We start from the raw sequence: 13,047 nt of genomic DNA, 5'->3' as shown, positions 1-13,047 counted from the left end.
GCCGGCATGCCACGCCAGGTCGACCACGACGCCCGCCGCACCGAGATCGTGCAGGGGGTGTGGCTGGTGATCGCCCGGGACGGGCTCGCCGCGGTGTCGATGCGCACCGTGGCCGCCGCGGCCGGGGTCTCGGTCGGCCGGATCCAGCACTACTTCGCCAGCAAGGAGGAGCTGCTGCGGGTGAGCGCCCGGGCGATGATCGAGGCCGGCGCCGACCGATACCGCGAGGACACCGAGCAGGCCTCCCCCGCCGGCCGGTTGCGGGAGGCACTCGGCCACCCGATCCGGCGCGCCGCCGAACCCGGGCCGGGGGTCTCGATCTGGTACGCCTACCTGACCGCGGCCGCCACCGATGCCGAGATCGCGGCCATCCTCGCCGAAGGCAAGCGGGGGCAGGAGACGCTGGTGGCCGGCCTGCTGGGCGAGCTGGGTACGCCGAAACGCTCGGCCCTGCGGGACGCACGCGCACTGATCGCGCTGGCGGACGGATTGACCGAGCGCGTGCTGATCGGGGACCTGACCACCCGCGAGGCGCTGGCAGTGCTGACCTCCCGCCTGCCCGGTTGAACCGCGGGACGGACAACACCTCCCCCGATCGGACAACACCGGTCCGCCCCGATCGTCGGCTTCTCCAGTCAGGATGGGAAAAGGAGATATTCCCATGTCCGACACCCTGTCCTTCCAGCGCCATCAGTCCGAGCTGATCGGCCCACCCGAACCACCGCCGGCGCGCAACGGCCAGTCCTACACCGACGACGACCACGAGACGATGGTCACGATGGCCCGGGAGGGCGCCCCGGTGGAGGCGATCGCGCGAAAGCTGCAACGTCAGCCCGCTGCACTGCTGGTGCGGATGCGTAAACTCCTGCCACCCACCCAGCGACACTGCCCGACCGACCGGGTGCTGCCGGCACTGCAGGCCGCCGCCGACCGGGCCGACTACGACTGGCGGGTCGTGGTGCTGGAATCGCCTCCCCCACCGCCGGTGCAGAAGGTGATCCGGGCCGGCATCGAGGGCCTCGACACCGACCAGTTGCTGCTGATCACCCACGCCGTCGGCGTGCTCCGCGAGCCCGGGACCGAGGAGTTGGTGCAGGAGCTGGCAACCGCGGTGCGCGAGCGCGGGCTGACCCATTCCCTGATGGAGCAGCACCTGTCCCTGCTCCGCCGCACCGACCGGGGCTCCCTGGCCAACGACCGGGACGTGGCCGACGCCTGGGTCGCCGACCTGACCGGTGACCGGATCCGTCATCCCGATCGCTGGTCCTGGCAGTACGCCGACTGGGCCGAGCCGGACGATCCGTACCGGTGACTCGCACCTGAGCCACCCCACAGCTCGACCAGTGTCGACGCACCACACGGTGACTAGAATTCACACCGTGGCTGACATCACCGTGCTGGGCGACACACTCGCGGGAATGGCTGCCTGCGCACGGTTGGCGAAGGTCGGGCACCGGGTCACCCTGGTCCGCTCGGACCCGACCCCGCGGCACGACCTGCCCGAGGTGTTCACCTTCCCCGCCCCCTGGCGTGACCTGTTCAAGAAGTCCGGACGCATCCTCGCCGCCGAACTCGCCCAGGCAAGCCTGGAACTCACCCCGGTCGACAGCCGCCCGGTGGCCGGGTTGGACCTGCCGGCCGAGCGCGGCGCGCAGTGGCGGCTGCTGGTCGCCGAGTTCGGCGAACCGGTGGCCGCGCGGTGGCGGGACCTGCTCGATGCCCTGGACGAGGTCTGGCAGGTACGCCGCCCGCTCGGCCTGGAGCGGGAGTTCGACAAGGTCGCGTTCCGCTCCGCCCGCCGCGAGCTGTGGGTGGGGCGGACGGTCGAGGACCTGGCCACCGACTTCGACCATCCGGTGCTGTCGGAGGTGATCCGCGACGCCGCCGAGGGCGTGCCGCGACACTCCCCCGCCAGTGACGCCGTCTGGTTGAGCGTCGAACGGACCTTCGGACTCTGGCAGGTCACCCACGCCGACGGTACGCCGGCGGGTTCGGCGGCGCTGATCGACGCGCTCGCCCGCCGCCTGGACGCCCGGGGCGTACGCCAGACCGAGTCACCCCCCGACGACGCCGACGCGACGATCACCGCAACCGGCCGGATCCCCGGCGGCCTGCGCGGGCCGAAGCCGTGGTGGCGGCGTACCGGCTCCCGCACCGGACGCCACCACTACACCTGCGGCGCGCACACCGCCGCCGGCAGCACGGTCGCCGGGCAACTGCTCTCCGCCGCGCTCGCGACCTATGCGGTGCACGCCGACCTGACCGGTGAGGACATCCACCCGACCAACAAGGACCTCACCGTGCATCGCCGCCACTGATTGTCGAGCCTGGCTGCCGACTTACCCCGAGCCCGCGTAGAATGCTGAGTCTGTTTCCGACAGGTGAGGATTTACGGGATTGACTGCGCATTCGCGGCCCGAGGGTTCGGGGCCCTCCGATAACCATCCGCAGAGCACGACGGTCGAGCGTGAGCTCGCCATCGAGCAGGCGCACGTGGATGCGGTCTACGACCGACTGGCCGAGGCGACCCGGTCCGCCCAACAGGTGGCCACCGAGGGCCGCTCCCTCTATCAGGGCGACCGGATGAGCTGGGCCCGCGAGGAGGACGGCACCGGCCTCTTCGAGCGCGATGTCTTCGCCTACCAGGCCGCCAAGCGGCTCGCAGTGCTGGACGCCGAGCACGAGGGCCTGGTCTTCGGCCGGTTGGACCGCACCGACGGCGAGACGCGCTACATCGGTCGGATCGGCGTCCGCGACGACGACTACGAACCGCTGGTGATCGACTGGCGCGCCCGCGCCGCCGAACCCTTCTACCGCGCCACCCCGGCCGAGCCGATGGAGGTGGTACGCCGCCGCGTGCTGCGCTGCCGCGGCGATCGGGTGATCGGCATCGAGGACGACCTGTTGGACGGCGAGCATGCCGACACCGAGCTCGTCGTGGTCGGCGAGGGCGCCCTGCTGGCCGCGCTCAGCCGCGCCCGCGGCCCGCAGATGCGCGACATCGTCGCCACCATCCAGGCCGAGCAGGACGAGGCGATCCGCGCCCCCTACCAGGGCGTCACGATCATCACCGGCGGCCCCGGCACCGGCAAGACCGTGGTCGCGCTGCACCGGGCGGCGTACCTGCTCTATTCGCACCGCAAGCGCTTCGAGAACGGCGGCGTGCTGGTGGTCGGCCCGTCCCGGGTCTTCATGAACTACATCGAACGCGTGCTGCCCAGCCTGGGCGAGGATTCGGTGACCCTGCGCGCGGTCGGTTCGGTCGCCTCCGACGTGCTCGGCTTCCGCGCCGAGCGCACCGACACCAGCGCCGCCCATGCCATCAAGGGATCGCTGGCGATGCTGCCGCTGCTGCGCCGGCTGGTCAACGAACCGCTGCTCGAGCAGACCGCCGAGATGGCCCGACTGCGGGTCTCGGTCAAGGGCGAGGTGCTCACCCTCGACCAGCCGACGCTGGCCCGGATCCGCAACGAGGTGCTCCGTCACCACCGCGTGAACTCCGGTCGCGACGCTGCCGAGAAGGGGTTGCTGGAGGCGCTCTGGCAGCGCTTCCCGGCCGAGGAGTTCGACCTGGAACAGGACGCCTTCACCGAACTGGTCACCGACCAGGCGGCGTACAAGATGTTCCTGCAGGCCTGGTGGCCGCCGCTGAGCGCCACCCAGGTGCTGCGCCGCCTCGGCGACCGGCGGCTGACCGCGCGGCTGGCCGGCGATTCGCTGACCGACGCCCAGATCGACACCCTAGCCGCCAGCTATGCCGAGAATGCCGACTGGTCGGTCGCCGACATGGCGCTGCTCGACGAACTCGTCGCGATCCTCGGGCCGGTCCCGGCCGATGAGGAGGAGACCGATCCGACGCTGTTCCTGGCCGACGGCAGCCAGGTGTCGGAGGTGGTCACCACGATGGACCGCGCCGCCCAGCGCACCGAGATCGATCCGGACGCCGACGCGCACGACACCTTCGCGCACGTGCTGGTCGACGAGGCCCAGGACATCACCCCGATGCAGTGGCGGATGCTGCGCCGCCGCGGGGCGCAGGCGTCGTGGACCGTGGTCGGCGACCCGGCGCAGAGTTCTTGGCCGGACCAGGCCGAGACCGATCGGGCGCTGGCGGACCTGATCGGCACCGCCCCGTCGCGCCGGTTCCGGATGAGCACCAACTACCGCTCGCCGGCCGAGGTATTCGAGCTGGCCGCCAAGGTGGTCGTCGCCGCCTACCCGGAGGCCGATCTGCCGACCGCGATCCGGCGCACCGAGATCGAACCGGAACTGCTCAGCACCACCCCCGCGGAGTTGGCCGAGGTGCTCACCGAGCGGGTACGCCGGCTCGCCGACCAGGTGGAGGGCACCGTCGGTGTGATCTGCCCGCCGTCGCGGATCGGTTCGGTGCAACGGATTCTCGCCGATGCCGGTGTCGATGAGGAGCGGGTCGTGCTGGTCACCCCGTTGGACAGCAAGGGGTTGGAATACGACGCGGTGCTGGTCGTCGGCGCCGACGACATCGTCGCCGAATCCCCCGGCGGGGTACGGGTTCTCTACGTCACCCTGACCCGGCCAACCCAGCGGCTGGTCACCCTGGACGTCACCGCCGACGGTCAGCCCGGCGCCTGGCGTTCGGTGCTGGCGGACTGAGCGCGGGCCCCGCTCAGGCGGGGACCCGCTGCAGCCGGGAATGGATCTCCCGGGAGGCGCGGGAGCGGTTCTGGGTGAAGAAGTGCAGCCCGGGTACGCCGCCGGCGAGCAGTTCGTCGGCCAGCTCGGTCCCGATCCGTACCCCCTCGGCGCGAACCGCATCGGGTCCGTCGGCGGCCAGCAGCCGGTCGGTGACCCCGGTCGGCAGCGCCGCCCCGGAGAGCTCGGCGAAGCGCTCGATCTGACGCAGATTGGTGACCGGCATGATGCCCGGGATGATCGGGATGTCACAGCCCAGCGACCGCACCCGGTCCACCAGTTCGAAATAGCTGCGGGCGGTGAAGAAGAGCTGGGTGATGGCGAAGTCGGCGCCCGCATTCGCCTTGTCCACAAGGATTCTGGCGTCCAGCTCGGGATCGTGGTGCTCCGGGTGCACGTCGGGGAAGGCGGCGACTCCGACGCAGAAGTCACCGAGCGAGGCGATCAGTTCGACGAGTTCGGTGGCGTTCCGCAGGCCGTCGGGATGCGCCTGCCAGGGCGCGGTCGGCCCACCCGGCGGGTCGCCACGCACCGCCAGGATGTGCCGGATGCCCGCGTCGGCGTACGCCCCCACCACCCGGCGGATGTCGTCGCGGCTCTGGCTGACGCAGGTCAGGTGCCCCATCGTGCGCAGCGTGGTCTCGCGGGCGATCTGCCGGGTCACGTTGATCGTCCGGTCCCGGGTGGAGCCGTTGGCACCGTAGGTGACCGAGACGAAGTCCGGCGCCAGCGGTTCGAGCTGGCGGACCGTCTGCCACAGCGTGCGAGCGGCCTCCTCGCTGGCCGGCGGGAAGAACTCGAACGAGAACAACGGCCGGTCGCTGGCGGCCAGCAGCTCGGCGATGCTGGGATCACGGCGGGACATGGCGTCAACCCTAGGCGAGGACCGGTGACCGACCCGCATAGGCTCAGCGTGTGGGCAGCCCTCTCCTCGACAGCAATCGTCTCGACCCGGGCGATCCGGTATCAGCCTCCCTCCGCGAGGGGGTGCAATCGGCGATCACCGACTTCCTGGCCGGCCAGCGGGAGCCACTCGCGGCGATCGGCCCGGAACTGTCCGAGCTGAGCGAGCTCGCCGCCGTCTTCACCGGTGGCGGCAAGCGGTTGCGGCCCGCGTTCTGCCTGTGGGGGTACGCCGCAGCGGCCGGCCTGCCGTCCGCCGAGCAGCTGCCGCCGCTGCTGCGGGCCGCGGCCAGCCTGGACCTGCTGCACGTCTCGGCCCTGGTGCACGACGACGTGATGGACGCCTCCGACACCCGCCGCGGGCTGCCTGCGGTGCACCGGCAGCTGGAGGCCCGGCACCGCGATGCCGGCTGGCAGGGCCCGTCCGACCGGTTCGGGCAGGCCGGGGCGATCCTGCTCGGCGATCTGCTGGTGATGTGGTCGGTGCAGCTGCTGGAGTCGGCCGGCCTGGAGCCCGCCGCGCTGACCCGGGCACTGCCGCTGGCCCAGGCGATGCGGACCGAGGTGACCTGCGGGCAGTATCTGGACGTGCTGATGCAGCACCAGCCGAGCGATGATCCGCAGCGGATGCTGGACCAGGCGCAGCGGGTGGTGGAATACAAGACCGCGCGCTACACGGTGCAGCGGCCGGTCCAACTCGGCGCGGCGCTCGGCGCCGGGGACCCGGCCCTGCTCGACGCACTGGCGGCGTACGGGTCGCCGCTGGGCCGGGCGTTCCAGTTCCGCGACGACCTGCTGGGCGTCTTCGGAGACGCGGAGACGACCGGCAAACCCGCCGGGGACGACCTCCGCGAGGGCAAGCGCACCGTGCTGGTCGCCCAGGCGTACGCCGCCAGCTCCCCCGCCGCGCGCGCCGAACTGGACCGTCTGCTCGGCGACCCCGACCTGGACGAGAGCGGCGTGACCCGGGCCCGGGAGCTGATCGCCGATTCCGGCGCCGCCGAGGTGGTCGAGCAGATGATCGATGCCGAACTGGAGCGAGCGCTGGCCGCGCTGACCGCCCCGATGACCGCCGAGGGCCGGCAGGCGCTGACCCGGCTCGCGGAGCTGGCCGTGCACCGGGTGGCATGACTCAGCGGCCTGCCCGCAGAGCCCGGCGCTCGGCGAGCGCCCGGTGCAGCGCGGGCTCGGCGTCCGGGCCGGGTTGGATGCCCGTCGGTACCCGCAGCAGGAAGACCAGGCCCAGCACCCACCAGGCGACGAACAACGCGTACGAGGCCGGCGCGATCGAGGCGGGCATTCCGGGGATGTAGAGGCTGAGCAGCCCGGCGCACAGCACGACGCCGGCGATGCCGAGCACGATGCCACCACGACCGGGACCACCCGCGACGAAAGGGCGCCCCATCCGCGGCTCGCGGCGGCGCAGCATCACGAACACCAGGCACACCAGCAGATAGGCGATGACGATGCTCGGGGAGCCGGAGTCGACGAGCCAGCCCAGCATGTCGGGGCCGAAGAACGGGGCGATCGCCGAAAGCGCGCCGACGAACAGCAGCGCGTTCACCGGTGTCTGGAACCGCGGGTGCAACCGGCCGAACCAGCGCGGCAGCATGCCCGACTCGCCGAGCGCGTAGAGCAGCCGCGAGGCGCCGATGAGCAGCGCGATCCAGGAGGTGAGGATGCCGGCGATGCCGCCGGCGAGCAGCACCTTCGCCATCACCGGGTTGCCGAACAGTGCCGCCATCGCGTCCGCGGTGGCCAGGTCGGAGGCGGCGAGCCGGTCGGCCGGCATCGACGACGAGGTGGTGAGGATCGTCAGCACATACCACGCGGTGGCGATCAGCACCGAGATCACGATCAGCCGGCCGATCCGGTTCGGCGCCAGCTTGAGCTCCTCGGAGGCCTGCGGGATGACGTCGAAACCGACGTAGAGGAACGGGACGACGATGAGCACGGTGAACAGCCCACCGGCACCGGTGAAGAACGGGGCCATGTTCGCGGCCGAGCCACCGGTACCCGCGCCGACGGCGAGCAGCACGCCGACGATGAGCAGGAACAGCACCACGAACGTCTGCGTCACCCCCGCCGCCTTGATGCCGACGATGTTGATCGCGGTGATCACGACGGCCGCGAGCGAGCCGATCAGCGCCCAGACCAGGAACACCGGGGAGCCGAACATCGTCCAGGACGGGCCCGAGTTGACCTGCGGGAGGATATACGCGATCGTCCGCGGCAGCGCGACGGCCTCGAAGGCGACGATGGTGATGTAGCCGCCGGTGATGCCCCAGGATCCGAGAAAGGCCCAGCGCGGTCCGAGGCCGCGCATCAGGAAGTTGTGCTCACCGCCCGCCTTCGGGATGGCCGCGGTGAGCTCGGCGTACACCAGACCCACGACCGCCATGATCAGGCCGCCGATCACCATCGCGACCACCGCACCGAACGTGCCGGCGTCGCTGATCCAGCCCCCGGTGAGGACGACCCAGCCGAAGCCGATCATCGCGCCGAAGCCGAGGGCGTACGAGTCGACGGTCCCCAGGGCCTTCTTGAAGCGGGGCTGCGTGTCGGCGGGGTCGACCATGGGCCCTCCTCGGCCTCGTTGCCGTGTGCGTGGGCGTCACGTTACGCGACGCGCACGCACCCGGCGCCAAGCAGGGCCGATGAGCCTCAGAGGTCTTCGACGACCCGGCCCTCGTTGACCACCAGCGCCCGGTCGGCCCCGAGGGCGACCTGGAGATCGTCGGTGGCCAGCACCACGGTCACCCCCTGCTCGTCGGCGGCCCGGCGCAGCGAGCCGAGCACGGTGTCGGAGACCGCGCCGCCGACGGTGTCCAGGAACAGCAGCCGCGGTGCGGTGGCCAGTGCGCGGGCGACGGCATCGGCGAGCGCCACCGGGGTGCGCTGCGGGCCGACATATTCGCTGCGGGCCAGTTCCCGGGCCTGGCGACGCTCCCGCTCGTTCAGGCTGCTCAGCTCGCGGCCGGCCAGGAAGACCCGGCCACCGTCGATCCGCTCCACCCCGGCCAGGCAGCGAACCAGTTCCGAGGCGCCCGAGCCGCGCCGTCCGGCGACCGCGGTCCAGCGACCGTGCTCCAGATTGACACTGGTCTGGTCGACCAGCACCCGGCGGTGCAGCCCGGCGCGCGGGCCCAGCCGGGTCAGATTGAACGCCGAGCAGGCGATCGCGGTGTGTGTGCGGTTCTGCAGGGACTGGCTCGTTCGGCTCATGGGGACAACGCTATGCACCGCGCCAGCCCTGCGAATCCGTCTGCGGACCCGAGCTCGGAGACCCGGGTCGGACCGCGGGGGTAGGGGTTCTCCCGAAGTTCCCCTCAGACCAGAAAAACCGTGAAATCCGGGTGCTCGCGGGCCCGCTCGTCGAAGATCTCCAGCAGCGCCGACCAGGCCCGCGGATCGGTGCGTACCAGCTGCTGCCAGCCGGACCAGACGAGCGCCGTCGGCCGGTCCAGATCCCGCAGGCACTCATCCAGCGCGTCCAGATTCCTGCCGTAGTAATCGGGGAAGTGCAGGGTCTCGCCGATCTCGGCGAGCAACTCCCGGCGACCGGTGGCCGGACCGAGGCGGCCGATCAGCCAGCCGTCGCGGCGCAGGGTGCTGATCAGCTCGGTGGGTTCACCGAGCACCCGGTGCACGCCGGGTCGCGGCCGGTCGCGCGGCGACCGGCTCCCCTGGTCCGGGCTGCCCGCGCTCATCGCCGGATCCTGGCGAAGCTGGCGTAGTGGTCGGGGGTCCAGAAGAATTCCTTGTCGTTGTTGCCGGTGACGATCCGGCGCGCGCCGCGGTCACCCTCCCCCGGGGTCTTCACCGTGTACTCCTTGTAGTAGCCGCGCGGCTGCTGGGGCAGGATGCCTTCGAAGTTGCCGAAGGTCGCACCGTCCTTGTCATAGGGATAGGGCCCGCCCCGGTCGATCAGCTGCAGGGTGGTACGCGCCTCGGCGGGCAGCTCGGCGGCGTCGATCCAGCGCAGTCCCGATGCCGGGTCGGTCGCCCCGCCGCCTCGGGCAGCGGTGGTCTTCGCCCCGCCGGTCTTCGTCCCCGTCGCCTTCGCACCCGGCGACTTCGCGGGCTGGGCGGTGCCGGATTTCGTCGCACCGGCGACCGGGGTGGCGCCCGACCCGGTACCGGGCTGCTGCTTGCAGGCGTACAACCCGATCGCCATCGCGATCACCAGCACGAGCAGGACGATGCTGGCGATCCGCCGATTCGGCGTACCGCCGCGCGCGGCTGCGCTCACTCGTCGGTGTCCTCGCCCCAGTGCCGCTCGCCCGGCTCACCGGCCATCTCCTCGCCGATGGTCTCCGGCTGGTCGGCGGTGCCCGATTTGTCCTGCACCGGCACGAAATTTCCGCCCTGGCCGAGCTGGAAGACGCTGCCCAGATAGTCCTGCATCGCCGGATCGTCGTTCCAGGCCTGCCGCAGCCGGCCGCTCAGTTCGGCGGCGGCCGCCTCGGCGTCGGCGGCCCTGGTGATCGCCCGGGCGACGACGACCCGCCGGGCACCGGCGGCGAGCACCTCATCGAGGTTGTCGGCGTTGATGCCGCCGATCGCGAACCACGGCTTGCTGTCCGGGTCACCGGGCGGTGCGATGGTGGCGGCGGCGCGGACCAGCTCGGTACCGACCGGTTCGTAGTCCGGCTTGGTGGAGGTGGCGTACACCGGGCCGACGCAGAAGTAGTTGACCTCGGGGTTCTCCAGCGCGGCACGGGCCTGCTTCTCCGAGTGGGTGGACTGGCCGATCAGCGCCCACTGGTGCAGGAAGGTACGCGCCAGCCGCGGCTGCTCGTCCGCCTGGCCCAGATGCAGCACATCGGCGGAGAACTTGCGCGCCAGGGTCGGCGAATCGTTGACCACGACCAGTCCCTGGTAGTGGTAGGCGATCGTGCGGGCCAGCTCGAGGGCCTCCAGCTCCTGCTCCTCATCGAGACCCTTCTGCCGGACCTGGAGCACGTCGACCCCGCCGGCGAACGCCGCCTCGACGAAGTTGCCGAAATCCTTTGTGTCGCTGCGGATATCGGTCACCAGGTAGAGCCGCGCCGTCTTCAGGCGTACGTCGAGTCCCATCAGTGCAGTCACGAGGGCCAGCGTAATCGCACCCACTGGGAGATTGGTGATCATCGGCGCGCCACCGGGAAATGTTCCCCTCGCCCCCTAGACTCCGATCCGACGGCTTACACACGAGTCAACCTTCCCCAACCCGTGTACGGAGCGCAGATCGTGACGACGACCAATATGAGCGATCCCCTGGTGGGATGTGTGCTCGACGGTCGCTACCAGGTGCTGCAACGTCTCGCCCGCGGCGGGATGGCGACCGTCTATCGCGCCCTCGACACCCGGCTGGATCGGATCGTGGCGGTCAAGGTGATGCACGAGGGCCTCGGTGACGACCGGGATTTCGCCCGCAAGTTCGACCGCGAGGCCCGCGCCGCCGCCCGACTCTGCCACCCGAACGTGGTGTCGGTCTTCGACCAGGGCCACGACCACGACCGGCCCTACATCGTGATGGAGTTCGTGGCCGGCTGCACGATGCGGCGGGTGATCAGCCGCGACGCCCCGCTGCCGCCGCAGCGCTGCCTGGAGCTGATCGATCACGTGTTGTCAGCACTGTCCGCGGCGCACGAGAACAATCTGGTGCACCGCGACATCAAGCCGGAGAACATCCTGCTGTCCGACCGCGGCCAGCTGAAGGTCGCCGACTTCGGGCTGGCCCGCGCCATCACCGCACAGACCGCGACCGCCACCCAGGGGATGCTGATCGGCACGGTCTCCTATCTGCCGCCGGAGCTGGTGCTGCACGGGAAGGCCGACACCCGCTCCGACGTCTACTCCACCGGCGTGGTGCTGTTCGAGATGCTCACCGGCAGCAAGCCGCACACCGGCGAGACGCCGATCCAGGTGGCGTACGCCCACGTGCACAACGAGATCCCGTCCCCCTCGACGCGGGTGCACACCTCCTGGCGCACCTCCCGCGACGGCATCCCGCCCTATGTCGATGCGCTGGTCCGCGCGGCCACCCAGCGGGAGCCGGACCGCCGCCCGCGCGATGCCCGGCAGCTGCAGCAGATGGTGCGCCGGGCGCTGAAGGCGTTGTCGGCCGGGGTGATGAACGATCAGCTGCTGACCGCCGAGTTCTCCCGCAGCTATGCGGATCTGGAGAACACCGAACCGCTCGACTGGGGTACGCCGGTCTCCCCCACCGTGATCGAGCCGGCCGAGCCGCCGGCGCCGAAGGATGCGCTGCACGCCAGCGAGCGGGTACCGGTGGGTCCGGCGACCAGTGGCCGTTCGGGGGTCACCGCGAGTTCGATCAGTGCCGGTGGGGTGAACGTCGACAGCCCCTCGATGCTGGACGCCTACGAGACCTTCGACGTGCCCGACCGGGAGCCGGTGGCCGCGCTGCCGCTGCCCACCGACGAGGACGGCGAGGACGACGGGAGCGGCGAGGACGGCGGGTACGCCGGGAGCGAGCGGGTCGCACAGCGGCCGGTACGCCGCCGTGGTGCGCTCGTCGCGCTGGTGCTGCTGGTGCTGGCCGGCGTCGTCGGCGGGGGTGGCTGGTGGTTGCTCGACGGCCGTTACGTGGCGGCGCCGACGATCGCCGGGCAGCCGCAGGCCGTGGCGGCCCAGGCGGTGTCGGCGGCCGGTCTGCAGCTGACCACCGAGGAGGCGTACAGCGAGACCGTGCCCGCGGGTCAGGTGATGTCCACCGATCCGGTGGCCGGGGCCGACGTGGTCCGCGGTGGTGAGCTCCATGCGGTGATCTCGCGCGGGCCGGAGCGCTTCGACATGCCGAAGGTGACCGGCATGGGCCGGCAGGAGGCGACGAGCGCGCTGACCGCGGCCAATCTGTCGGTCGGCAAGGTCGGTGAGGAGTGGGACGAACAGGCACCCGCCGGTCAGGTCACCTCGGCCTCGGTCGAGCCCGGGACGAAGCTGAAGCGCGGCGACAAGGTCGACCTGGTCATCTCCAAGGGGCCGAAGCCGATCCCGATCACCAACTACTCGCGGCGCTCGGCCAGCGACGCCCAGGACAAGCTGGAGTCGGCCGGGTTCACCGTCGAGGTGCGCACCGAGAACTCGAAGACCGTGCCCGCCGGACAGGTGATCTCCCAGAGCCCCGGCTCCGGTACCGGCCGCAAGGGCGACAAGATCACCCTGGTCCGCTCGCTCGGCCCGGTGATGGTGGCCGTGCCGGAGGTGAAGGCGATGAGCGTCACCGACGCCACCGCCGCCATGCAGAAGGCCGGTTTCACCGTGCAGAGCAAGCCCTCGGACACCTATCTGGGGCTGGGATTCGTGGCCTCCACCGATCCCGGCGCCGGCGCGAAGGCGCCCGAGGGCTCGACGATCACGCTGCTGCTCGTCTGAGCGTCAATGGGAGGCGAGCGTCCGGCAGCGCGCCCCCGCGATACAGGCCCACCAAGGAGAAATCCTCGCGTCGCCGGCGCCCCATCCGCG

Annotated in this window: 12 protein-coding genes; 6 read left to right on the top strand and 6 right to left on the bottom strand. The window is 71.2% G+C overall.

Annotation, left to right across the window (positions count from 1 at the left end; translation table 11 throughout):
* Positions 1-6 precede the first annotated feature (6 nt).
* The 4 genes from BI335_RS07950 to BI335_RS07935 all read left to right on the top strand — a co-directional run bounded on the left by BI335_RS07950 (position 7) and on the right by BI335_RS07935 (position 4,632).
* Positions 7-567, top strand: coding sequence for a TetR/AcrR family transcriptional regulator (locus tag BI335_RS07950; protein WP_094430121.1), 561 nt, complete (start codon positions 7-9; stop codon positions 565-567).
* Positions 568-661: 94 nt separating this feature from the next.
* The gene (locus BI335_RS07945) at positions 662-1,312 is read left to right on the top strand and encodes a hypothetical protein (protein WP_094430120.1); all 651 of its coding nucleotides are present in this window, start codon (positions 662-664) and stop codon (positions 1,310-1,312) included.
* 67 nt (positions 1,313-1,379) lie between these two features.
* Complete coding sequence (locus BI335_RS07940; RefSeq protein WP_094430119.1) at positions 1,380-2,318, top strand: hypothetical protein; 939 nt, start codon at positions 1,380-1,382, stop codon at positions 2,316-2,318.
* A 79-nt stretch (positions 2,319-2,397) separates the two neighbouring features.
* Positions 2,398-4,632 carry a HelD family protein gene (locus BI335_RS07935; RefSeq protein ID WP_094430118.1) on the top strand — a complete coding sequence of 745 codons (2,235 nt, stop codon included), beginning with the start codon at positions 2,398-2,400 and terminating at the stop codon, positions 4,630-4,632.
* Between the two features lie 13 nt (positions 4,633-4,645).
* Here the strand turns inward: BI335_RS07935 and metF are convergent, their stop codons facing one another.
* On the bottom strand, positions 4,646-5,536 hold the full coding sequence (gene metF / locus BI335_RS07930; RefSeq protein ID WP_094430117.1) for a methylenetetrahydrofolate reductase [NAD(P)H]: 891 nt from the start codon (positions 5,534-5,536) through the stop codon (positions 4,646-4,648).
* Between the two features lie 50 nt (positions 5,537-5,586).
* Here metF and BI335_RS07925 point away from each other — a divergent pair, with 50 nt between their 5' ends.
* Positions 5,587-6,705: a polyprenyl synthetase family protein gene (locus BI335_RS07925; RefSeq protein ID WP_094430116.1), complete on the top strand. Its 1,119-nt coding sequence runs from the start codon at positions 5,587-5,589 to the stop codon at positions 6,703-6,705.
* A gap of 1 nt (position 6,706) precedes the next feature.
* Here BI335_RS07925 and BI335_RS07920 read toward each other — a convergent pair whose 3' ends face one another.
* The 5 genes from BI335_RS07920 to thiE all read right to left on the bottom strand — a co-directional run bounded on the left by BI335_RS07920 (position 6,707) and on the right by thiE (position 10,665).
* Entirely contained in the window at positions 6,707-8,152 is a 1,446-nt protein-coding gene (locus tag BI335_RS07920) for an APC family permease (protein WP_094430115.1), read from the bottom strand.
* An 86-nt stretch (positions 8,153-8,238) separates the two neighbouring features.
* Positions 8,239-8,799: an ATP-binding cassette domain-containing protein gene (locus BI335_RS07915; RefSeq protein WP_094361119.1), complete on the bottom strand. Its 561-nt coding sequence runs from the start codon at positions 8,797-8,799 to the stop codon at positions 8,239-8,241.
* Positions 8,800-8,903: 104 nt separating this feature from the next.
* Positions 8,904-9,284, bottom strand: coding sequence for a barstar family protein (locus BI335_RS07910; RefSeq protein WP_094430114.1), 381 nt, complete (start codon positions 9,282-9,284; stop codon positions 8,904-8,906).
* Complete coding sequence (locus tag BI335_RS07905; RefSeq protein WP_229119492.1) at positions 9,281-9,826, bottom strand: guanyl-specific ribonuclease; 546 nt, start codon at positions 9,824-9,826, stop codon at positions 9,281-9,283. The genes BI335_RS07910 and BI335_RS07905 overlap by 4 nt, the downstream gene beginning before the upstream one ends.
* A complete protein-coding gene (thiE, locus tag BI335_RS07900) occupies positions 9,823-10,665 on the bottom strand; it encodes a thiamine phosphate synthase (protein WP_208109143.1) in 843 nt (280 codons plus the stop codon). The genes BI335_RS07905 and thiE overlap by 4 nt, the downstream gene beginning before the upstream one ends.
* Positions 10,666-10,806: 141 nt before the next feature.
* Here thiE and BI335_RS07895 point away from each other — a divergent pair, with 141 nt between their 5' ends.
* Complete coding sequence (locus BI335_RS07895; protein WP_133625815.1) at positions 10,807-12,957, top strand: Stk1 family PASTA domain-containing Ser/Thr kinase; 2,151 nt, start codon at positions 10,807-10,809, stop codon at positions 12,955-12,957.
* Positions 12,958-13,047 lie beyond the last annotated feature (90 nt).

Source organism: Enemella evansiae (genome assembly GCF_002250705.1).
Classification (GTDB): domain Bacteria; phylum Actinomycetota; class Actinomycetes; order Propionibacteriales; family Propionibacteriaceae; genus Enemella; species Enemella evansiae.
The sequence above is the reverse complement of the archived record's forward strand: the minus strand, read 5'-3'. Positions and strand labels throughout refer to the sequence as shown.

What these genes read in the sequence shown, in the direction of transcription:
- BI335_RS07915 (WP_094361119.1), bottom strand. Translation starts at nt 8,799, where the DNA reads ATGAGCCGAACGAGCCAGTCCCTGCAGAACCGCACACACACCGCGATC.
- BI335_RS07945 (WP_094430120.1), top strand. Translation starts at nt 662, where the DNA reads ATGTCCGACACCCTGTCCTTCCAGCGCCATCAGTCCGAGCTGATCGGC.
- BI335_RS07910 (WP_094430114.1), bottom strand. Translation starts at nt 9,284, where the DNA reads ATGAGCGCGGGCAGCCCGGACCAGGGGAGCCGGTCGCCGCGCGACCGG.
- BI335_RS07920 (WP_094430115.1), bottom strand. Translation starts at nt 8,152, where the DNA reads ATGGTCGACCCCGCCGACACGCAGCCCCGCTTCAAGAAGGCCCTGGGG.
- BI335_RS07950 (WP_094430121.1), top strand. Translation starts at nt 7, where the DNA reads ATGCCACGCCAGGTCGACCACGACGCCCGCCGCACCGAGATCGTGCAG.
- metF (WP_094430117.1), bottom strand. Translation starts at nt 5,536, where the DNA reads ATGTCCCGCCGTGATCCCAGCATCGCCGAGCTGCTGGCCGCCAGCGAC.